A 20,755-nucleotide genomic window follows, 5' to 3' on the forward strand; every position below is an offset into this window, starting at 1 on the left:
CTCCGGCTCCCGCACGCCCTCGGCGCCCCGTGCCGCATCCGCCCCGCGCACCCCCCGCCCGAAGCAGCCGCCCGCTCCGCCCTCGTCCGCGTGGATCGCCGGCGTCCGCGGCTCCGGCTTCACGCTGCTGGTGATGGGGATCATGATCCTCGCGGTGGTCGTGCTCGCCCCGAGCATCAAGAACTTCGTCGAGCAGCGCGCCGAGATCGCCGAGCTGCAGCGCTCGGTCGACGCGGCCAAGACCCAGGCGCAGAACCTCGACGAGCAGCGCACCCGCTGGTCCGACCCGGCGTTCATCCGCGCGCAGGCCCGCGAGCGGCTGTACTTCGTGATGCCCGGCGAGGTGAGCTACCTCGTGCTCGACGACGTGACGCTCGCCCAGCAGGCGCAGCAGCCCGCGAGCGACACGGTGCAGGAGACCCCGAGCGACTGGGCCGGCTCCCTGCTGTCCTCGATCGCGGTCTCGGGCCTCGGCGAGCCGACCGCCGATGAGCTGACACCGACTCCGTAGCTCCCGCCCTACCCGTCGCTCCCGCCCGGCCCCGCGTACACTGGAGCGTCCTCCCGGCCGTCCGTCCTCTGGAGCCCCCGTGACCACGCCCCCCTTCGATCCGCCGTCCGAGCGCGACATCGCGGTCGTCTCCGCCCAGCTGGGCCGTCCCGCCCGGGACGTCGTCGGGATCAGCGCACGCTGCGTCTGCGGCGACCCGACGGTGGTCTCCACGAGCCCCCGCCTGTCCGACGGCACGCCGTTCCCCACCTTCTACTACCTGACCCACCCCGCCGCGACGGCCGCGATCTCGCAGCTCGAGGCCACCCAGGTCATGGTCGAGTACAACGCGATGCTCGCCGAGGACGAGGAGCTGCGCGAGGCGTACGCCGCTGCGCACCGGGCGTTCCTGGCCGACCGCGAGAGCGTCGGCTCCGTCCCCGAGGTCGCGGGCATCTCCTCCGGGGGCATGCCCTCGCGGGTGAAGTGCCTCCACGCCCTCGCCGCGCACGCCCTCGCGGCGGGCCCCGGCGTCAATCCGATCGGCGATCTGGCCCTGGCCCGCGCCGACTGGTCTCCCGAGCGCTGCGCCTGCAGGCCGCTCGACGCGTAGCCGCTCCTACCGGAGCCACGGAGGCGCCACCACCGGCGCGCTCTTCGCTAAGCTGATTCCCAGTCGGGGTCAGTGCTGCCCACCGCATCGAGAGCGGGCACTTCGCATTGCGTGAGGGTGTTCGCATTGTCCATCCCTCTTGGAGAGTCAACCGTGCCCAGAATCCTGATCGTCGGAGGCGGCTACGCCGGCTTCTACACCGCGTGGAAGCTCGAGAAGCAGCTCCGCCCGCACGAGGCAGAGGTCACGATCGTCGACCCGCTGCCCTACATGGCGTACCTGCCCTTCCTCCCCGAGGTCGCCGCGGGGTCGATCGAGCCGCGCCACGCGATCGTCTCGCTCCGCCGCCACCTCAAGAAGACCGCGATCCTCGCCGCCAAGGTGACGAAGATCGACCACGCGAACCGCACCGCGACGATCACCCCGACCGTGGGCGAGCCCTACGAGTTCGAGTACGACCAGATCGTCGTCACCGCCGGCTCCGTCTCGCGCACCTTCCCGATCCCGGGCGTCGCCGACAACGCGATCGGCCTGAAGACGATCGAGGAGGCGACCGCGATCCGCGACCGCATGCTCACGAACTTCGACAAGGCCGCGTCGCTCCCCGCCGGCCCCGAGCGCTCGCGCCTGCTGACCGTCACGGTCGTCGGCGGCGGGTTCGCGGGCATCGAGGTCTTCGCCGAGCTGCGCTCCTTCGCGAGCGCGCTGCTCAAGCGCTACCCCGAGATCGACTTCGAGGAGACGCAGTTCCACCTCATCGAGGCGATGGGCCGGATCATGCCCGAGGTCGCCCTCGAGACGAGCCACTGGGTGCTGAAGAACCTCGACCAGCGCGGCGCCACCGTGCACCTCGACACGCAGCTCAAGTCGGCCGAGAACGGCGTCATCCAGCTGTCGACTGGCGAGAGCTTCGAGTCGGACCTCATCATCTGGACCGCGGGCGTCATGGCGAACCCGTCGATCAAGAACTCCGACCTGCCCATCGAGGAGCGCGGCCGCCTGCGCGTGCGCGCCGACCTCCGCGTCGGCCACGACGACGTGCTCGTCGAGGGCGCCTGGGGCGCCGGCGACGCGACGGCCGTCCCCGACCTCACCGGCGGCGGCGTCGGCGGCTTCTGCGTGCCGAACGCCCAGCACGCCGTCCGCCAGGGCAAGCTCATGGCCAAGAACATCACCGCGGTGCTCCGCGGCGAGGAGCCGGTCGACTACGTGCACAAGAACCTCGGCGCGGTAGCGGGCCTGGGCATCGGCATCGGCGTGTTCCAGTCCGGCAAGATCGCCGTGAAGGGCTTCCCCGCCTGGGTGATGCACCGCGGCTACCACGGTCTCGCCATGCCCTCGTGGGAGCGCAAGTTCCGCGTGGTCTGGGGCTGGTGGAACAACCTCTGGCTCGGCCGCGACATCGCCTCGATCGAGGCCCGCGAGTACCCCCGCGGCTCCTTCGAGACCTACGCGTCGCGTCCGCGTCCGGCGGCCCCGGCCGCCGAGGCTCCGGCCGCGCAGGCCCCGGCGCAGATCCCCGGCCAGGCCGGTGCTCCGGTCCCGGTCGGCGGCGAGCCCGCCAAGTCCTGACACCGCCGCCGGGAGGGTCGCTCCTCCCGGTGGTCGCCCCCATAGCCCAATCGGCAGAGGCAGACGACTTAAAATCGTCTCAGTCTGGGTTCGAGTCCCAGTGGGGGCACTCCGTCCGACGTGCCGCTCTCTAGGCGGCGCGGGCGTGCGCGCTGCGTCGAGCGGGCTCGAGCAGCCCGGCCTCGAGGGCCTGGGTGATCTCGCCCGGGGTGCAGTCGGCGCAGAGCACGACGAGCTCCTCCTCGGTGTCGCGGCCGCCGGAGCGGTCGAGGACGACGGCGTCGGTTCCGCAGAGTGCGCATTCGATCATGCGGGTACCGTACGTCCGACCTCCGACATGCGCGCGGCAGCGCCCCGGCGCGTCTCGCCCGGATCCGGCAGGGCGCCGGGCGCGCCTCCGGACCGGTCGTCCTTCCGGCCGGAGGAGCCCGGTGTTCGGGAATCGGACGAGGATCCCGCGCGCCCGCGCCGCCTCGCCTAGAGTCGTCACCGGGCGGTTCCGAGCCCGGGCGCCCGCGTCCGGATGCGAGCCGCCCGGTCCACGGCGGGCGCCGGAACGGTCCCGCTTCTCGTGCCCGCGGGCACCGTCATGCACCGCCCGGCGACGGGCGGCCGGGAGGCCCCCATGGGGAAGCTGCTCTACGGAGCCTCGGGAGTCGAGATCGAGTTCGACGACCGCACGCTCACGCACGTCCAGATCGTCATCGCCAACAAGCTGCGCCGCCGCGAGAGCTTCTTCTTCTCCTGGCGGGACGACCCCGCGGTCGGCGACGGCCGCTCGAGCATCTGGCTCGACCCCTCCGTGCCCCTCTACTTCAAGTACTTCGGCGGACGGGTCCCCTCGATCAACCGCACCTGGATCGACCTGCTGACCGTCTCGGCGAACTCGTCCGGCGGGCTGCAGCTCGTGCAGGAGCCGGACGCCGCCCCCACCCCGCCGCCGAAGGGCGAGCAGGGCGCCTGACCCCCACCCGCCACGCCCCGGAGAAGAGCCCCATGCAGCGCGACGTCTCGGCCCACCTGACCCTCGACGTCGCGGCTCCGGCCGCCCTCGTCCTCTCGATCGCGGTGGCCGACGCGTACGGGGCGGAGGAGTCGCTGACGCTCACCGTCGACGGCCGCCCGCTCGCCGCTCGCGAGGTGATCGACCAGCACGGCACCCGGCTGCACGTGCTCGACGCGCCGGTCGGGCACCTCGTCGTGGACTACTCCGCGCGCGTCCTGGGACGCCTCGATCCGCTCGAGGGCGACGAGGTGGACCGGCTGCGGTACCTGCGGCCGAGCCGCTACGCCGAGTCGGACGTGCTGTGGGCGACGGCCCGGGCCGAGTTCGCCGGCCTCGCCGGGGCGGACCTCCTGCACGCGGTGAGCTCCTGGGTCGGCACGCGGCTGGCGTACGTCCCCGGCTCGAGCCTTCCGACGGACGGGGCCGAGCGGACGCTGCTCGCCCGCCGCGGCGTCTGCCGCGACTTCGCGCACCTCGTCGTCGCCCTCCTCCGTGCGCTGGACGTGCCCGCCCGACTGGCGGCCGTGTACGCCCCGGGACTGCAGCCGATGGACTTCCACGCGGTCGCGGAGGCCTGGATCGAGGGGGAGTGGCGGGCGGTCGACGCGACGACGCTCGCGCCGCGGTCGAGTCTCGTGCGGATCGCGACGGGACGCGACGCGGCCGACACCGCGTTCCTCGGCGTCTACGGCGGCATCGCGACGCTGCGCGAGCTGACGGTCGGCGCCGTGGCCGACGTGCTGCCGGGCGACGACCTCGACCGGCCCGTCTCGATCGGCTGAGCGGGCGGCCGAGGCCGGCTACTCCGACTCGACGAAGCGCCGCCAGGCCCAGATCGACGTGCACACCGCGCTGAAGGCGACGACGGCGAAGAGCACCGGACCCGCTCCGCCGTCGGTCGACCAGGACGCGATGGTCGGGGTGAGCAGCACGAACAGCACGGTCGTCGCGAGGAGCGTGAGCGCGAGCCAGAGCAGCGGAGACCAGCGCAGGATGCTGCGGCCGGCGGGGCGCCCGACCGGGAACAGCAGCACCACGCTCGAGCCGACCGAGATCAGCGTGGTCGCGCTGAGCACCTCCGCGGCGAGCACGGAGCCGAACGAGCCGTCGGGCGGGACCACGGCGGAGGCGCCCCAGGCGAGTCCGGCGAGACCCAGCAGCGAGACGACGCGGACGGTGGAGAGCTTCGCGCGGTCGACGGCGGATGCGCCCTCGGGGAGGACGAGGCCGATCACCACGCCGAAGAGGAGCGCCGGGTCCAGTCCCGCGAAGCGCGAGACGAGAGCGGCCGCCGCGACCAGGAGCAGCGCGCGCGGAGCGGCGACGACGCCGATCCCGCTGACGCCGATCCGTCGGCCGACCAGCGCGGGGACGGCGGCGGCGACCGCGTTGACCACGGCGACGGCCACGATGACGGCGATCAGCAGGCGCAGGTAGGCGGGCTGGCCGTCGACGCGTCCCGAGAGCAGGACGAGGCCGGCTGCGCAGCCGATCATCCCGACGACCATCAGGCGCGGCGAGGCGGGACCGGTGTCCGGCTTGTCGTCGTACTCGACGGCGGCGCGGTTGCGGCCCGTGAGGTGCCAGCTGCGCTCGGCGCGGGGCGCCCGCCCGGCCGCGGCGAGGCGGGCCGGCACGACGACCAGGGCGAGCGAGAGCAGAGCGAGCGCGAGGGAGCGCATCCAGTCGGCCATCGAGACGACGGGCGATCCGGCGGACAGCGCGGTGGTCATCCCGGTCGCCGCGCTCCAGCCGCCCGGCTCGGATCCGGCGTCGGGGGCGGGCTGCGGCGGCACGTCACCGCCGTCCACGTCGGGAGCCGGGACCGGCGCTGCGGTGGGCTCGGCGGTCGGCTCGTCCTCGGGCGTGGGCGCGGTCTCCCCGGGGCGGACGGGCGACGGGGACGCGGTCGGCGCCGCACTGCTCGGAGCGGGAGACGCGGCGGCCCCGGGTGCGGTGGGCGCGGCACCGGGGGCGGCCGGCGTCGTCGCGCTGGGCGTGCCGGTGGGAGCGGTCGTCGCCGCCGCGAAGGTCACGTCGATCCAGGGGCTCGGCGGGCTGTAGTTGCCGGCGCTGTCCCCGGCGATGGCGGAGACCCGGTGCGCGCCCGCCGTGATCGTGCCGCCGGTGCAGCTCCAGGCGCCTCCGCTGACCGCCGCGTCGCAGGTGTTGACCCGGTCCACGTACACGTAGGCGCGGGTGCCGTCCACGCCCGTCCCCGAGTAGGACGCGCCGCCGAGCGGCAGGGCGGCGCCGTCCGACGGCGAGGTGAGGGCGGGGGCGGCAGGAGCAGCGGTGTCGACCACGAGGGTCACCGGCGCGCTGGCCGGCGAGGCGGCGCTGCCGGCGAAGGAGGCGGTCTGCGTCGCGGTGACGCGGTAGCTGCCCGGCGCCGGAGTGGGGGCGAGCTGGCAGAACCACGCGCCGCCGGAGTCGGCGGTGGCCAGGCACGCGGCGCCGCCGTTCGAGACCGCGGCGACGCTCGCGCCGGGGTAGGCCGTGCCGCGGACCGAGCCCGCGGAGGTCGCCGAGCCGTCGACCGACTCGATGACGGGGGCGCTGAGGACGGCGATCGGGACGGCGGCCGAGGTGGTCCCGCCGCCGGCGAGGAGCTCCACCGCGACCAGGGTCGCCGGCCCGTCGTCGAGGGAGACGGCGCAGCTCCAGCCGCCGTCGGGGCCCGCGGTGGTGATGCAGAGGGGGTCGCCGCCGCCGCGGAGCCCGATCTGCACCTGGTCCCCGGCCGTCGCCGTGCCGGTGACCGTCGTCGCTCCCGTGCTGAGGACCGCGCCGGAGGAGGGAGCGGTGATCGTGAGAGCGGCGGCCTGCGCGGCCGGAGCGGCCAGCCCGGAGACGGAGGCGACGGCCGCGAGGAGCACCAGCAGCAGGGCGGCCGTGCGCCGCGGGGATCGGCGGAGTCGGGGCACCGGCACGACCGGTGAACCCCCCGGTACTGCCACGTCGACGTCCGATTTCACGATGCGTCCATTGCACGGGGGCAGGGGGGAGCTGTCAAGCGCGCCGCACCACTGTTCCCGGATGTACACCATCCGGAGGAGGCGTCTCGGCCGGTCGGGGGAGTCGGGGAGATCCGGGAGAGCGCTTCCGCGAGAATATACCCGTCGATCAGATCCGGAGGACAGTGGAATGCGCGAAGACGAGGCCCGTGGGCGCGATCGGCGGGAGGTGCGCGTCGAGGCCGCGCGCTTCGACGATCCGCGCGAGCTGGGCGGGCTCCTGCCGCCGGGCCTGCGCATCGGACTGGCGCAGAGCGCCTTCCAGACGGAGGGCTCCCTCGAGACGGGCGGCCGGGGCCGGTCGGTGTGGGACGACTTCGCGCTGCGACGGGGGACGATCGCCGAGGAGGCCACTCCCGAGATCGCGACGGACTTCCTCCTGCGCTGGCGCGAGGACCTCGCGCTGCTGGTCGATCTCGGCGTCGACGAGCTCCGGCTCTCGGTCTCGTGGCCCCGGCTGCAGCCCGACGGCCGCGGGCCGATCGACCGCGGAGGGCTCGGCTTCTACGACCGCCTGCTCGACGGGCTCGCCGAGACGGGGATCCGGGTCGCGCTGACCCTGCACCACCGCGACACCCCGTCGGCGCTCAGCGGCGGCTGGATGAACCGCGACACCGCGTTCCGCTTCGGCGATCTCGCCTTCGAGCTCGGCGGGCGGTTCGGCGACCGGGTCGCCGACTGGATCACCCTCGACCAGCCGTCGACGGTGATGCTCGAGGGCTACGCGCTCGCGCGGCAGGCGCCGGGCGCCGGGCGGCTGTTCAGCGCCCTGCCGGCGCTGCACCACCAGCTCCTCGGGCACGGCGTGGCGCTGGAGGCGCTGCGGGCGGCGGAGGTGACCGGGAGGATCGGCCTGGTCGACGCGCTCGCGCCCGTCGAGCCCGCCTCCGACGACGACCGGGACCGCGCCTTCGCCTCCCTGGCGGACGTCCTGCGGAACCGCCTGGTGGCCGACGCCGTGCTGACCGGGTCCTACCCGGTCGGACCGGAGGAGCTGCCGCCGTTCCTCGGCGCCCTCGCGCAGGCGGATCCGGTCGACCTCGCGCGCATCTCGGCACCGCTCGACTTCTACGCGGTCGCGCCGCTGCCGCCGCTGCGGATCGTGTCGGGCCGCGACCCGGCGCTGCCGACCGGGGTGGGCGCTCCTCCCGCGCTCCCCTTCCACACGGCGCCCTGGCCGGAGCTGGACCGCACGGGCGACGGCTCGCCGGTCGCACCCTGGGCTGTGGTCTCGGTGCTGCGGTCCCTCGTGGAGCGGTACGGCGACGCCCTGCCGCCGCTGGTGGTGACCGCGCTCGGCGCGAGCTACCCCGACGAGCCCGATCGCGAGGGTGCGATCGTCGACACGGAGCGGATCCGCTGGCTCGGGGCGCACCTGGCCGCTCTCGCCGAGGCCGTCCACGACGGACTGCCGGTGGAGGCCGTGCAGCTCTGGACCCTGGTCGACGCGTTCGAGTGGCAGCACGGCTACAGCCGCCCGCACGGGCTCGTGGCCGTCGACACGCGCAGCCGGGGCCGCGTGCCCAAGGCGTCGTTCGACTGGCTCCGGCGCGTCCTCGACGCCCGCTCCTGACGCGGGGGCGTGCGAGACTGCCGCCGTGCGCAGCCTCCTCGCCCTCGCCTCCGTCCTCCACGCCGACCCCGCCCCGGTGCTCGCCGCCCTCGCGGACGTCCTCGCCGCCGACGGCGCCTACGAGCGGCGGGGGAGCGGGCTCGAGCGCCGGCTCCCCGTGCTCGGCGTCGAGCAGTGGCGGGTCCTGGCGGACGAGGAGGGGGCCCGGGTCGAGTGCGAGCTGGTCGCCGCACCCGCCTCGTCGGCGCTCGCCGGGGTCCTCCTCCGGCGGCGGATCCGCGAGGCGCCGGACCGGTTCCGCGCGGTCGTGACCGCGGTCGCCGACGCGGTGGAGTGACGCTCCGGGGACGCCCGCGCGGGTCCGCTCCGACGCGCGCTCTCCGCTCCGCCCGCCGCCCCGCCTCCACCCCGCGCCAGCGCCCCCCGAACGGGGAATGCGCGGGCGCTCGCCGCTGTTGTCTACCGATGACGGGACGGGGCTCGGCGCCCCGCCCACCGGACAGCTCGGAGGAGCCAGAGGCAGATGGCAGGGACAGGGATGAACAAGGGTCGAGGGGCGCGCGGCAGTGACGACGAGATCGTCTACCGCCGCCACGCGAACGGACGCGGCATGGTCGCTCCCGGATCGCGCGTCTCGGCGACCGCGTACGTGGAGACCGGCGCCTACGTGGAGCCCGGCGCGACCGTGGGCGAGCGCGCCTGGATCGGCGCGGGCAGCTGGGTCGACCGCGACGCCATGATCGGGCACAGCGCCTTCATCGGCGCGAACGTGCACGTCGGGCCCGAGGCGATCATCGGACCGGGGGCGCGGATCGGGAGCTACTCCCGCATCGGACGCTCGGCCGTGATCGCGACCGGCGCCCGCATCGACCGCGACACCGTGGTGCCCGACGGCGCCCGGAAGGGCATCGACGAGGCGAGCGAGAGCGGCCGCCGCGCGGCCTGACCCGCACGACCCTGTTCCGCCGGCTCCCCGGAGCGGCGGAATAGGGTCGTTCCATGTTCGAACTCCACCACCTCAGCGCCCAGGAGCAGTGGGACTGGCTGCAGCGCGGAGAGGTCACGCCTCTCGAGCTCGCCGATCACTACCTCGCCCGGATCGAGCGCTGGAACGGGGAGCTGGGCGCCTTCGCCACGGTGACCGCCGATCGGGCGCGGGTGCGGGCATCAGCGCTCGGCACAGGGCCCGGAACCGCTCCGCTCTGGGGCCTGCCGAGCGGCGACAAGGACCTCTGGCGGCGCGCGGGCGTGCGGACCGCATTCGGATCCCGGCTGCGCGAGCACCACGTGCCCACCGCCTCCGACGAGATCGTCGAGGTGCTCGACGCGGCGGGAGCGGTCAGCCTCGGCAAGACCGCGGCGCCCGAGTTCGGGATGCCCTCCTACACCGAGACGCGGATCGGCCCGCCCGCCGTCACGCCCTGGGACACCCGCCTCGGGGCCGGCGGATCCAGCGGAGGAGCAGCGGTCGCCGTCGCCGCGGGACTGCTGCCGTTCGCCCCCGCCTCGGACGGCGGCGGGTCCATCCGCATCCCCGCCGCGGCCTGCGGCCTGGTGGGACTGAAGCCCTCCCGCGGACGTGTCGCCGCGCTCTCCGGCATCGGCGGAGTCGGCGGCCTGACGGTCGCCGGGCCGATCACCCGCTCGGTCGCCGACGCGGGCCTCCTGCTCGAGGGCATGCTGGAGCGGACGAACGGCCGCCTCCCGCAGCGCTGGTCGCTCGGCGCGCCCGGTGACGGCGACGGCTCGTTCCTCGGCGCCGCGGTGCGCGGAGAGGGGCGCTTCCAGATCGGCGTGCTGACGGACTCGCCCTGGGACGAGGAGTACGAGATCGCTCTCGCTCCGGAGGCGCGCGCCGCGCTGGACGAGGGGATCGCCGCGCTGGCCGCCCTCGGCCACGGGCTCGAGGAGGCGTCGCTCCCCCCGAGCGCCCCGTACCCCGCCGCGTTCCGGACGCTGTGGCAGAGCGGCGCCGCGGCCCTGCCCGTCGAGGGCGCGGACCTCGATCTGATAGAGCCGCTGACCCGCTGGCTGGTGGAGGAGGGACGCCGGCGCTCCGCCCGCGAGATCGTCGAGGCGGCGTCCTGGCTCTCGGGCTACGAGCGCGCGGTGATCGCGGCGTTCTCCGGCGTCGACGCGGTCCTGACGCCGTCGCTGGCGATGACGCCGCGCCCCGTCGGCTGGTACGACCTCGAGGATCCCGAGCGCAATTTCGAGCAGCAGTGCCTCTACACGCCGTACACGTCCTTCGTGAACGTGAGCGGCCTCCCCGCGATCACCCTTCCGCTGAGCACCACGGAGGAGGGCCTGCCGATGGGAGTCCAGCTGATCGGGCGACCCGGCGGCGAGGCGACGCTGCTGGCGATCGGCGCACAGCTCGAGCGGCGGGCGCGCTGGCAGAGGCGGCACCCGCCGCAGTGGTGACGGGGGGAGGCCGCAGTCGTGACGGGTCCGGGCGCGGCCGCACGGCGGATGGTCAGGTCCGGCTCTGGTCACTGAGGTAAGCCTTGCCTATACTCGGACACGATGTGCATGTTCGAGGACCGCGACGGCTCCGCGCCGGTCGACGTGAAGCAGTTCCTGATCGCGGGCGACGAGACCGTCGTGCCGTGGATCCAGAGCATCCTCGACACCCTCCCCGCGAACGCCCGCGGCCAGGTCTTCGTCGAGGTCGACGACGCGCGCGGACTGCCGCCGCTCGCCGCCCCCGGACGGGTCTGCGTCACCTGGCTCGGCCGCTCTGAGCGCTCGGGCGCCCCCGGCACAGGTGAGCGCTGCTCCCGCGGAGTCGCGCTCGACCGCGCGGTCCGGGCCTGGGTCGGCGAGATGTCGGTCGTCGACGGCGACTACCCGTGGGCCGACGGCCGCCACGACTTCTGCGCCTGGATCGGCGGGGCCGGCCCCGTCGTCGCCGAGCTCGCCGCCGACGTGGAGGCGCGCCTGCGCACCTCCGCCGAGCACGCCGCGCGCTGACCGTCCGCCGGGCGTCCCGGCTGAGTCTTAGGCAAGGCTTACCTTCTGTGCGAGACTGAGGCGATGCCTCCGACGACCGCCGCCCCCGCCCGACCGGCCTACCGGCCGTACCTCGCGACCGTCGCCGCAGCGACCCGGATCGCCCCGCACTTCATCCGCGTGACCCTCACCGGCACCGGCCTCGACCACGTCGGCTGCACCGGCCCCGACCAGCGCATCAAGCTCGTCGTCCCCACCGCCGCCTCCGACGCCCCCGCCTTCCTCGCCTCCGTCTCGGACCCCGACGGACCCGACGGACTCGACCCCGACTGGTACGGCCGCTGGCGACAGCTCCCCGACGAGCTCCGGAACCCGCTCCGCACCTACACCATCCGCGCCGTCCGCCCCGAGGACGCCGAGGTCGACATCGACTTCGCCGCCCACGGCGACACCGGACCGGCCTCCGCCTGGGTCGAGAGCGCCCGCGCCGGCGACCAGATCGTCATCATCGCGCCCGACACGCGCTCCGACCTCCCCGGCGGCGGAGTCGAGTTCCACCCCGGCGCCGCCACCTCCCTCCTCCTCGCCGGCGACGAGACGGCCGTCCCCGCCATCGCTGCGATCCTCGAGAGCCTCGACGACGACGCCACCGGAGCCGCGTTCCTCGAGGTCCCCACCGCCCACGACCGCCTCCCGCTCCGCCACCCCGCCGGCGTCCACGTCACCTGGATCGTCCGCGCCGACGCGGCAGCCCCCGGAGCGGCCCTCGGCGACGCGGTCCGCGCCTGGGCCACCCGCTTCCTCACCGCCCACCACCGCGGCGTCGACGTCAGCGACATCGACGTCGACCACGAGATGCTCTGGGAGGTCCCCGACGAGAGCACCGACCCCGGCCTCTACGCCTGGATCGCCGGAGAAGCCGGCGCCGTGAAGCTGATCCGCCGCTGCCTCGTCACCGAGCTCGGACTCGACCGGAAGCGCGTGGCGTTCATGGGGTACTGGCGCCTCGGCCGCCAAGAGTCCAACTGACCCGGAGCGCCGCAGGGCGACGTTCTGCGGCGTTGTCGTCGGGCGCGATACCGCCGGTATCGCTTCCTCCTCCGCCTTGCAGAACGACGCCCTGCGACGCTCCGGGCGCTGCTCGTAGGGGTGCGGCGCGCCGGGGGCGCGGCCGCGGGGACGGCGCGCCAGGGGCGCGACCGCGGAGGACGATGCTGATCGAGTGGATCTCGCAGGGGGCGTCTCGAGATCCACTCCGACGGACTTCGCGCGTGATCGAGCGGTTCTCGGGTGCCTGGCGAGTCGGGCGACCGCGCCCGGACATGCTCATCGGGTAGCCCTCGGAGAGGGAGTTTCGAGATCCACGCCCGACCGATTTCGCGGCTGATCGAGCAGCTCGCGGGCACAGACCGAGCCCGACGACCGCGCGCAGACCTGCTGATCGGGCAGCCCTCGGAGAGGGCGTGTCGAGATCCTCCCGGCGAGCGCGCCGGGTGCTCCGCGCCGCCCCGCGCCGAGTCGGCGGCGGCGGGGAGCGGCAGCGGGCTACAGGGTGGGAGAGACGCCCACGAGGCGGCTGGAGAGGGTCCAGAGGTCGTGGGCGAGAGCGCGGTCGCGGGCCTGGGGGTTCAGGGAGCCGTGCGGCGTCAGCTGGTCGAAGTAGGTGCCGCTCGCGGCGCCGACATCGGGCTCGGAGGCGAGGGTGATCAGCGGCACCGCACCCGCCTCGGCGGAGATTCCGAAGGAGCCGACCGAGAGGCTCGTCATCAGCTTCATCATCGTGCTGTCGGCACCGAAGCTCGTCGAGACGACGCCCGGGTGGAACGAGTACGCGTCGACCGACGTCGTCAGCAGGCGCTCCGCCAGCTCGCGGATGAAGAGGATCGTCACCAGCTTCGACGTGCCGTACGCCCGCCAGCCGCCGAGCCACGGACCCCGGCGGTTGTCGAGGTCGTCGAGCCTCAGGCGACCGAAGCGGTTCGCGAGGCTCGCCGTGGAGACGACGCGGACGCCGGCCCGCTCCCTCGAGGTCTCGATCATCCGCGGGAGCAGGAGCCGCGTGAGCAGGAACGGCGCGAGGTGGTTGCTCTGGATCGTCCGCTCGTGGCCGTCGACCGTCTCGGCGCGGTGGGAGACGAGCCCGCCCGCGTTGTTCGCCAGCACGTCGATCCGCTCGTAGCGCTCGAGGAGGCCGTCGGCCAGGGCGCGGACGTCGTCGAGCCGGTCGAAGTCGGCCAGGAACGCGTCGCCTCCCACGTCGGCGGCGACCGCGCGGGTGCGCTCGGGGTTCCGCCCGACCACGGCCACGCGGGCACCGGCGGACGCCAGCGCTCCCGCCGCGACCCGGCCGATGCCGGAACTGGCTCCGGTGAGGACGACGACGCGCCCCGTCATGTCAGTGACCACGGAGATATCCGCCCTTCTCGAGACCGGCTTCGATCTCGAATCGATTGCGCAGCGGATCGCGACCCGCCACCGTGTACGCGAACGGGAACCACATCCCGTAGAGCCGCCACTGCTCCTTGTGCACGGCCTCGTGCTCGAGGACGCTGTCGGAGACGTTGGTGCCCGTGAGGTAGCTCGTGCCGACGCAGGACCCTCCGCGGCCGAACGCCCAGGAGGGCAGACCGGTGAAGACGACGAGGCCGTGGCTGCGCCGGATCGGGCCCGTGCTCCACAGCGCGCCCCAGGCGAGTCCGACCGCGCACGCGAAGAGGTAGCCCGGCCGGGTGATCGCCGGATCCAGGGCCACCGTCGCGACGGCTCGACGGAGCGCGCTCACGCGCTGTCGCGTCCGTAGGTCTCGAGCAGCCGCAGCCAGACCTCGCTGATCGTCGGATAGGAGGGGACCGCGTGCCAGAGGCGCGAGAGCGGCACCTCGCCGACGACGGCGATCGTCGCGGAGTGGATCAGCTCTCCGACCTCCTTGCCGACGAAGGTGACGCCGAGGACGACCTTCCGGTCCTCGTCCACGACCATCCTCGCGGTGCCCGTGTAGCCGTCGGCGGCGAGGGCGGCGCCGGCGACCGAGCCGATCTCGTAGTCGACGACGCGGGTTCGGTAGCCGGCCTTCTCGGCGGCCGCGGCGGTCAGGCCGACGGACGCGACCTCGGGGTCGGTGAAGACGACCTGCGGCACGGCCTCGTGGTCGGCGGTCGCGACGTGCGCTCCCCAGGGGGCGTCGTGGACCTCGGCACCGGTGGCGCGCGCGACGATCACGTCGCCGGCCGCACGGGCCTGGTACTTGCCCTGGTGCGTGAGCAGTGCGCGGTGGTTCACGTCGCCGACCCCGTAGAGCCACGGACGCCCGCCGCCGAGGGGAGCACCGTCGCCGCCCAGCACGAGCATCGTGTCGTCGACCGTCAGCGAGGAGCCGGGCTCGAGGCCCACCGTCTCGAGGCCGACGTCGCGGGTGTGCGGGGCGCGGCCGGTCGCGGCGAGCACCTGGTCGGCCTCGATGACGTCGCCGCCCTCGAGCGTCACCGCCACGGTGCCGTCGGACCGGCGCTCGACCGAGACGGGCGAGTCGCCGAGGCGCAGGTCGACGCCGAGCTCCTGGAGCGCCGAGCCGACGAGCTCGCCGGCGAAGGGCTCGAACGGCGCGAGGAGTCCGCTGCGGGCGACGAGCGTGACGGAGGAGCCCATGCCGGCGTAGGCGGTCGCCATCTCGGTCGCGACGACTCCGCCGCCGATGACGACGAGGCGCCGCGGCACCTCCTCGGCCGAGGTGGCCTCGCGGCTCGTCCAGGGGGATGCCGCGCGCAGGCCCGGGATGTCGGGGACGACGGCGGTGGTGCCGGTCGCGACGGCGACGGCGGAGCGGGCGCGGAGCACGCGCACCTCGCCGTCGGGTCCGGTCACGGTCACCTCGCGCTCGCCGCTCAGGCGGCCGTGCCCGCGGACGAGCTCGATGCCGGCGCCCTCGAGCCACTGCACCTGGCCGTGGTCGTCGAAGTGGCTGGTGAAGGAGTCGCGGCGGGCCAGGAGCGCGGGCACGTCGACTCCTCCGCTCACCGCCTGCGCCGCGCCGGGGAGATCACGGGCGGCGCGGAGCGCCATCGGCGGCCGCAGCAGCGCCTTCGAGGGCATGCACGCCCAGTAGGAGCACTCGCCCCCGACGAGCTCGCTCTCGACGACGGCCGCGGTGAGGCCGCCCTGGACCGCGCGGTCCGCGAGGTTCTCGCCCACCGGCCCTGCTCCGATGACGATGACGTCGAACTCGTCCGTCGTGCTGCTCATGCTGTCTCCCTGGGGTTCTCGGAGGCGTCGAGCCCCGTCGTCGGTGGGTGCCCGGCGCTCAATGCGCCGGCACGATCTCGGCCCGCCAGCCGTCGTAGCGGCCGCCGTGGCTCTCGACCGCCTCGATCACCTGGCGGAGGAACGCGGTGGTCGACTCCGCGTCGACCGCGGCGTGGTGGCTCGCGACGAGGACCTGCCTCAGCCTCAGCCGCGAGATCGCGATCTGGAAGCCGGAGGCCACGAGGACGCGCCCGGCGCGCCGTGCGGTGCTGCGGCGGGAGAAGACGGCGAAGTGGTCGACCTCGCGCAACTCCCACACCTGGTCGCCGTAGCGGAGCCGGATCTCGAGCTGCTGCGCGGCCCGCTCCTGCTGCGCCTCGAGGGAGGAGCCGCCGGGCGCCGTGACGGTGGTGCTCTCGTCGCTCATCGTCCGGTGAACTCCGCCGTCGTGCGCTGGAGGAAGGCCTCGGTGCCGATGCGCGCATCCTCGGACGCCGCGAGACGCGCGAGCGCCCCGGGGAGCGCGGCCGCGGCCTCGGCGTCGGACGCGGCGACCGCGAGCCGGGCACTGGCCAGGGCGGCCTGCACGGCGAGCGGCGCCTGCGCGGCGATCCGGGCGGCCAGAGCCCAGGCCGCCTCGGCGACCGCCCCGTCGGGGACGACCTGCTGCACGAGGCCGATGCGGTGGGCCTCCTCGGCGTCGAAGAGGTCGCCGGTGAGGATCCAGCGCATCGCGTCGCCCCAGCCGACGGCGCGGGGGAAGCGCAGCGTCGCTCCGCCGAAGGGCAGGATGCCGCGGGCGACCTCGATCTGGCCGAAGCGGGTGGACCGCTCGGCGAGGACGACATCGCTCGCGAGCGCGAGCTCGATGCCGAGCGTGAGGCAGGTGCCCTGGAGGCCGATGACCACCGGCTTGCTCACGGGGCGGGTGCGCAGGCCCCAGGGGTCGAGACCGCCCTCGGGCACGAAGTCGAGGCCGTCGGAGCCCAGGCGGGGCCCGATGTCGGCGAGGTCGAGCCCGGCCGTGAAGTGCCCGCCCTCGGCGAGGACGACGCCGGCGCGCAGCTCCGGGTCGCGGTCGAGCTCGCCGTACGCGGACGCCAGCTCCGCGAGCAGCCGAAGATCGGCGGCGTTGCGCTTCTCGGGCCGGTCCAGCACGATCGCGAGCACGGTCCCGCGCCGCTCGGTGCGCACGCGCGGTCTCTCGTCGCTCATCGTTCCTCCGCTCGGTCGCGTCCGACCATCTTGCCGGGTGCCGCCGACACGCGCTCGGGCTTGCGCGCCGATGGCAGGGCTCTCTCAGGCCCCGCGGGACAGAGCGCCGAGGAGGCGGAGGATCGTGGGCAGGTCGTCCTCGGCCGCCGTCGGCGACGACGGGGCGAACGAGGTGACGCCGGCGCCCGCGAGCGGGAAGCGGGACCGGAGGGCGTCGAGGCTCGCGACGAGGCGCGAGGCGGGCACGCCGAAGGGCACGGGGTCGAACAGCCCGGCGAGGTCGGCGGGGTCGAGCACGTCCAGGTCGAGGTGCACGTAGACGGAGGCGGCACCGGTCGCCTCGACCGCCGCGACAAGCGACTCCGGGTCGAGGGCGTCCGCGGTCAGCACCGCGGCCCCCCGCTCGACCAGCGGCTCGAGCTCGCCGTCGTCGGCGGAGCGGACACCGGCGAGGACGACGCGCTCGTCGGCCACCCGCTCCTCGGCGCCCGCGCTCAGGAGGCCGACGCCGCGGCCCAGCGCGGCCGAGAGGACCATGCCGCAGAAGGCGCCGCTGGGGGAGGACTCGGGAGTGTGCGCGTCCGGGTGGGCGTCGAGCCAGACCAGCGCGACCGGGCCCGGTGCCGAGCGGACGGCGTGCCCGATCGCCGCGAACTCGACGCCGCAGTCGCCGCCGATCGTGATCACGGGATCGGTCCGGCCCGAGAGGGCCTCGCGCACCCGCTCGGCGACGGTGGCGACCGAGGCGTAGCGGCGGATGCCGGTGTCCTGGGCGTCGCCCGCCTCGGCGGGGATGTCGAGGGTCGTGGTGGCGGAGGAGGGCAGATCGCCCCGGATCGCCTCGGCTCCGTCGACGAGGCGCATCGCGCGCGTCGACGCCGAGCCCTGCCACTGGGGGACGACGAGGAAGGAGGCCATGTCCCTCACTATGGCACGCGCGCCGCTGCCGGGTGCCTGCGTCCTCAGGCCGCGGGCAGGCCTCCGGGGACGGCCGCGGGGCGGAGCGACGGGGGCGCGCCGTCGAGGTCGACCAGGGCCTCGTCGAGTGCGGAGCGGGCGCGGTCGGCGGCGGCGCGGGCCTCGTCCAGAGCGCCGGCCGGATCGCCTGCCGCACGGCGCACCGCGGTGTCCAGCTGCCCGAGCGTCTCCTCCGCGAGGATCCGGGGTGCCGCGGTGATGCGCTCGCCGTGCACGGCGGCCAGGAGCAGCACCGACTCGGCACCGAGCCGGGCCGCGGTGCGCGCCGCCTCGAACAGGAGGAGCTGGCGCTCGGCCTGGGCTCGCGGCTCGCGGTACCCGGAGACGACGGCGTCCAGAGCGGAGTCGGCGTCGAGCAGCAGGACCAGCAGCGCGGCCGGATCGTGGCGGGCGCCGGCCGACCGGGCGTCGTCGGCGTCGAGGAGGAGCGACCGTGCCGCGGCGCACGCGACGGCCACGTCGGCGGCGGAGGCGAGTTGCGCCGAGGTGCGCAGGTCCGAGAGGGTGGCGGCCCGCTCCAGGTCGTCCCGCACGGAGCGCTCGACGCCGCTCAGCTGCACCTCGGCGCGGGTCACGAGCCCGACCAGCGAGTCGACCGCGTCGAGCAGGGCGTCGGGATCGGGGGAGCCGCCGGCGGCGACGTGCTCGACGGCCTCGCGCAGCGGTCGGACCCGGCGCTCGGGAGTGGTCCCGGCGAGGACGGAGACCTCGGAGCGCGCCTGCTGCACGCGCTCCGGGAGGGACGGGCTCGGCGAGGTCACTCCGTGATCGTACGGCCGGAGTGTGACACCGCGTGACACGGCGGTTCGACCGGCGGCGGCGGCGTGCCCAGGATGGAGTCATGACCCGCTCACTCGCCATCGTCGAGGTCGCCCGCGTGCGACCGGGCCGCGAGGAGTACCACGCCTACGTGCAGATCCTGAACGGCCGCATCCTCGCCCTCGCGCACGAGCGCGGCTGGCGGGCGGAGCGCTTCGCCGCCGAGGAGCTGGGCACGGAGGAGCTGCTGGCGCGCACGGCGGGGGCGGACGCCCTCGTCCTCGCGGGCGGCGAGGACATCGCTCCCGAGCAGTACGGCGCCGACCGCGGCTACCCGGCCGAGGGCCCCCACGCGGAGCGCGCCGACGCCGCCCAGATCGCGCTGGTGCACCGGGCGCTCGCCCGCCGGACCCCGCTGCTGGGCATCTGCCGCGGCCTGCAGATCGTCAACGTCGCGCTCGGCGGCACGCTGGTTCAGGACCTGGGTCCGGAGGCGGAGCACGTCAACGCGGCGGCCCCCGCTCACCAGCGCATGCACCGGCACGAGGTCGGGCTCGCGGCGGGCTCCGTGCTCGGCGGGCTCTTCGGGTCCGAGGCGCTCGCGGTGCAGAGCGCGCACCACCAGGCGGTCGACCTGCTCGCTCCGGGGCTGCGGGTCGTCGCCCGGGCGGAGGACGGCGTGATCGAGGCCGTCGAGCACGTCGCGGCCCCCCTCGTGGGCGTGCAGTGGCACCCCGAGGACCCGGACGCTCCCGCCGGTCAGCTGGCGACGCTGCTCGACGGGCTGGCGCTCGCCGCCGCCCGCGGGGAGTTCGCGCTGCCCCTCGCCGCCTGAGCGGCCGGGGCTCCCCGCGGGCGACCGGGCTCAGCGGGCCAGTCGGGCCATCCACGCCTCGATGTCGTCGGCCGAGCGCGGGATGCCGGCCGAGAGGTTCTCGGCGCCGTCGGCGGTGACGAGCACGTCGTCCTCGATCCGGACGCCGATGCCGCGCAGCTCCTCCGGGACCGTGAGGTCGTCGGGCTGGAAGTAGAGGCCGGGCTCGATCGTGAAGACCATGCCCTCCTCGACCAGTCCGTCGAGGTACATCTCGCGCCGTGCCCGGGCGCAGTCGTGCACGTCGAGCCCGAGGTGGTGGCTGGTGCCGTGGACCATGTAGCGGCGGTGCTGCTGGTTGTCGGCCTCGAGCGCCTCCTCGGCGCTGACCGGCAGCAGGCCCCACTCGGCGGTGCGCCGCGCGATGACGGCCATCGCCGCGGCGTGAACCTCGCGGAAGCGGATGCCGGGTCGGACGATCGCGAACGCGGCGTCGGCCGCCTCCCGCACCGTCTCGTGAACCTGGCGCTGGGCGTCCGTGTAGCGGCCGTCCACCGGGAAGGTGCGCGTGATGTCGGCGGTGTAGTAGCTGTCCTGCTCGACGCCGGCGTCCAGCAGCACCAGCTGGCCGGGGCGCACCGGCCCGTCGTTGCGCGTCCAGTGCAGGATGCAGGCGTGGGGGCCCGCCGCGGCGATGGTGTCGTAGCCGACCGCGTTGCCGTCGGCGCGCGCGCGTCCGTTGAAGACGCCCTCGATCAGGCGCTCGCCCTTCTCGTGGGCGATGATGCGCGGCAGGTCGGAGAGGACGTCCTCGAAGCCGCGGCCCGTCGCGTCGACGGCGGCGCGCAGCTCGGCGATCTCGTAGGCGTCCTTGACCAGGCGGAGCTCGGCGATGTCGCGCTCGAGCGCCGCGTCGCGGTCCGCCCGCTCGTCGGCCTCGACCGCGTCGAGACGGCCGGTCACCGCCGGGTCGGCCTCGCGCAGCACGGCGAGGGGGACGCCGTCGTGCGCGTCGAGGACCGCGTCGAGCTCGGCGATCCCGCGGGTGGCGAGGCCGAGATCGCTCGCGACCTGCGCGAGCGACGGACGCGGCCCGATCCAGAACTCGCCGATCTCGGGGTTGGCGTAGAACTCGTCGGAGTCGCGGCCCGCGCGCTCGCGGAAGTAGAGCGTCGCGCTGTGGCCGGACCCGGCGGGCTCGAGGACGAGCACCGCGCCGGGCTCGGAGTCGGAGCCCCAGCCGGTGAGCCAGGTGAAGGCCGAGTGCGCACGGAACGGGTAGTCGGTGTCGTTCGCGCGCTGCTTGGGGCGGCCCGCCGGGACGACGATGCGCACGCCGGTGTGCAGCGCGGAGAGGCGCTCGCGGCGGGAGGCGGCGAAGGACGCCTGCTCGCGCGGAGCAGGCAGCGGCTCCTCCCGCTCGGCCCAGCCGGACGCGATGAAGTCGCGGAAGCGGTCGGAGGCGGGGGTCGTCGAGCAGGCCCGCCGTGATGTACGCCGAGAGCAGCGTCTCGTGGAGGTCCGCAC

The 20,755-nt window shown here is 74.9% G+C and carries 22 protein-coding genes and 1 tRNA gene; 13 read left to right on the forward strand and 10 right to left on the reverse strand.

The window, feature by feature from the left end:
• From C5C63_RS15975 to C5C63_RS15990, 4 genes are all read left to right on the forward strand, one after another.
• Positions 1–511, forward strand: a 511-nt coding sequence (locus C5C63_RS15975; protein ID WP_308471554.1) for a septum formation initiator family protein, incomplete at its 5' end; no start/stop codon positions are given.
• 79 nt (positions 512–590) lie between these two features.
• Positions 591–1,103, forward strand: a complete 513-nt coding sequence (locus tag C5C63_RS15980; RefSeq protein ID WP_104291983.1) for a DUF501 domain-containing protein — start codon at positions 591–593, stop codon at positions 1,101–1,103.
• Between the two features lie 153 nt (positions 1,104–1,256).
• On the forward strand, positions 1,257–2,675 hold the full coding sequence (locus tag C5C63_RS15985) for an NAD(P)/FAD-dependent oxidoreductase (RefSeq protein ID WP_104225019.1): 1,419 nt from the start codon (positions 1,257–1,259) through the stop codon (positions 2,673–2,675).
• A gap of 35 nt (positions 2,676–2,710) precedes the next feature.
• A tRNA-Leu gene (locus C5C63_RS15990) sits at positions 2,711–2,784 on the forward strand.
• A gap of 21 nt (positions 2,785–2,805) precedes the next feature.
• Here the strand turns inward: C5C63_RS15990 and C5C63_RS15995 are convergent.
• The gene (locus C5C63_RS15995) at positions 2,806–2,985 is read right to left on the reverse strand and encodes a hypothetical protein (protein ID WP_104225020.1); all 180 of its coding nucleotides are present in this window, start codon (positions 2,983–2,985) and stop codon (positions 2,806–2,808) included.
• Between the two features lie 315 nt (positions 2,986–3,300).
• On the opposite strand from C5C63_RS15995, the gene C5C63_RS16000 reads away from it, so the two are divergent.
• Both C5C63_RS16000 and C5C63_RS16005 read left to right on the forward strand, forming a co-directional pair.
• A complete protein-coding gene (locus C5C63_RS16000; RefSeq protein ID WP_068211888.1) occupies positions 3,301–3,639 on the forward strand; it encodes an ATP-dependent DNA ligase in 339 nt (112 codons plus the stop codon).
• Between the two features lie 32 nt (positions 3,640–3,671).
• On the forward strand, positions 3,672–4,463 hold the full coding sequence (locus C5C63_RS16005; RefSeq protein WP_104234572.1) for a transglutaminase family protein: 792 nt from the start codon (positions 3,672–3,674) through the stop codon (positions 4,461–4,463).
• Between the two features lie 18 nt (positions 4,464–4,481).
• Here the strand turns inward: C5C63_RS16005 and C5C63_RS16010 are convergent, their stop codons facing one another.
• Positions 4,482–6,608, reverse strand: coding sequence for a hypothetical protein (locus tag C5C63_RS16010; protein WP_181110645.1), 2,127 nt, complete (start codon positions 6,606–6,608; stop codon positions 4,482–4,484).
• A gap of 220 nt (positions 6,609–6,828) precedes the next feature.
• Between C5C63_RS16010 and C5C63_RS16015 the strand changes: the two genes are divergently transcribed.
• From C5C63_RS16015 to C5C63_RS16040, 6 genes are all read left to right on the forward strand, one after another.
• Entirely contained in the window at positions 6,829–8,271 is a 1,443-nt protein-coding gene (locus tag C5C63_RS16015) for a glycoside hydrolase family 1 protein (protein ID WP_181110646.1), read from the forward strand.
• Positions 8,272–8,296: 25 nt separating this feature from the next.
• Positions 8,297–8,608 carry a hypothetical protein gene (locus tag C5C63_RS16020; RefSeq protein WP_104227427.1) on the forward strand — a complete coding sequence of 104 codons (312 nt, stop codon included), beginning with the start codon at positions 8,297–8,299 and terminating at the stop codon, positions 8,606–8,608.
• 186 nt (positions 8,609–8,794) lie between these two features.
• The gene (locus C5C63_RS16025; protein WP_104225025.1) at positions 8,795–9,217 is read left to right on the forward strand and encodes a transferase; all 423 of its coding nucleotides are present in this window, start codon (positions 8,795–8,797) and stop codon (positions 9,215–9,217) included.
• A 53-nt stretch (positions 9,218–9,270) separates the two neighbouring features.
• Complete coding sequence (locus tag C5C63_RS16030; protein ID WP_104326424.1) at positions 9,271–10,695, forward strand: amidase; 1,425 nt, start codon at positions 9,271–9,273, stop codon at positions 10,693–10,695.
• Between the two features lie 108 nt (positions 10,696–10,803).
• Positions 10,804–11,244, forward strand: coding sequence for an SIP domain-containing protein (locus C5C63_RS16035; RefSeq protein ID WP_181027263.1), 441 nt, complete (start codon positions 10,804–10,806; stop codon positions 11,242–11,244).
• A gap of 63 nt (positions 11,245–11,307) precedes the next feature.
• Positions 11,308–12,252 (forward strand): siderophore-interacting protein, encoded by a 945-nt coding sequence (locus C5C63_RS16040; RefSeq protein ID WP_104256203.1) that lies wholly within the window; start codon positions 11,308–11,310, stop codon positions 12,250–12,252.
• Between the two features lie 516 nt (positions 12,253–12,768).
• Here C5C63_RS16040 and C5C63_RS16045 read toward each other — a convergent pair.
• The 7 genes from C5C63_RS16045 to C5C63_RS16075 form a co-directional block, all read right to left on the reverse strand.
• The gene (locus tag C5C63_RS16045) at positions 12,769–13,629 is read right to left on the reverse strand and encodes an SDR family NAD(P)-dependent oxidoreductase (RefSeq protein ID WP_244230659.1); all 861 of its coding nucleotides are present in this window, start codon (positions 13,627–13,629) and stop codon (positions 12,769–12,771) included.
• The gene (locus tag C5C63_RS16050; protein ID WP_104227423.1) at positions 13,619–14,005 is read right to left on the reverse strand and encodes a Fe-S oxidoreductase; all 387 of its coding nucleotides are present in this window, start codon (positions 14,003–14,005) and stop codon (positions 13,619–13,621) included. The genes C5C63_RS16045 and C5C63_RS16050 overlap by 11 nt, the downstream gene beginning before the upstream one ends.
• Positions 14,002–15,462, reverse strand: a complete 1,461-nt coding sequence (locus tag C5C63_RS16055) for an NAD(P)/FAD-dependent oxidoreductase (RefSeq protein ID WP_104261726.1) — start codon at positions 15,460–15,462, stop codon at positions 14,002–14,004. The genes C5C63_RS16050 and C5C63_RS16055 overlap by 4 nt, the downstream gene beginning before the upstream one ends.
• 58 nt (positions 15,463–15,520) lie before the next feature.
• Positions 15,521–15,889, reverse strand: a complete 369-nt coding sequence (locus C5C63_RS16060) for a ribonuclease E inhibitor RraB (RefSeq protein WP_104256200.1) — start codon at positions 15,887–15,889, stop codon at positions 15,521–15,523.
• The gene (locus tag C5C63_RS16065; protein ID WP_104326425.1) at positions 15,886–16,677 is read right to left on the reverse strand and encodes a crotonase/enoyl-CoA hydratase family protein; all 792 of its coding nucleotides are present in this window, start codon (positions 16,675–16,677) and stop codon (positions 15,886–15,888) included. Before C5C63_RS16065 ends, C5C63_RS16060 begins: the two co-directional genes overlap by 4 nt.
• An 84-nt stretch (positions 16,678–16,761) precedes the next feature.
• Complete coding sequence (locus C5C63_RS16070; RefSeq protein WP_104256198.1) at positions 16,762–17,595, reverse strand: arginase family protein; 834 nt, start codon at positions 17,593–17,595, stop codon at positions 16,762–16,764.
• 44 nt (positions 17,596–17,639) lie between these two features.
• Positions 17,640–18,416 carry a hypothetical protein gene (locus C5C63_RS16075; protein WP_104225035.1) on the reverse strand — a complete coding sequence of 259 codons (777 nt, stop codon included), beginning with the start codon at positions 18,414–18,416 and terminating at the stop codon, positions 17,640–17,642.
• Positions 18,417–18,496: 80 nt separating this feature from the next.
• Between C5C63_RS16075 and C5C63_RS16080 the strand changes: the two genes are divergently transcribed.
• Positions 18,497–19,249, forward strand: coding sequence for a gamma-glutamyl-gamma-aminobutyrate hydrolase family protein (locus tag C5C63_RS16080; RefSeq protein ID WP_104225036.1), 753 nt, complete (start codon positions 18,497–18,499; stop codon positions 19,247–19,249).
• Between the two features lie 30 nt (positions 19,250–19,279).
• Here the strand turns inward: C5C63_RS16080 and C5C63_RS16085 are convergent, their stop codons facing one another.
• Positions 19,280–20,755 carry an aminopeptidase P family protein gene (locus C5C63_RS16085; protein ID WP_104326426.1) on the reverse strand — a complete coding sequence of 492 codons (1,476 nt, stop codon included), beginning with the start codon at positions 20,753–20,755 and terminating at the stop codon, positions 19,280–19,282.

Origin of the sequence: Rathayibacter sp. AY1B8, assembly GCF_002932775.1 — a bacterium.
Taxonomy (GTDB): domain Bacteria; phylum Actinomycetota; class Actinomycetes; order Actinomycetales; family Microbacteriaceae; genus Rathayibacter.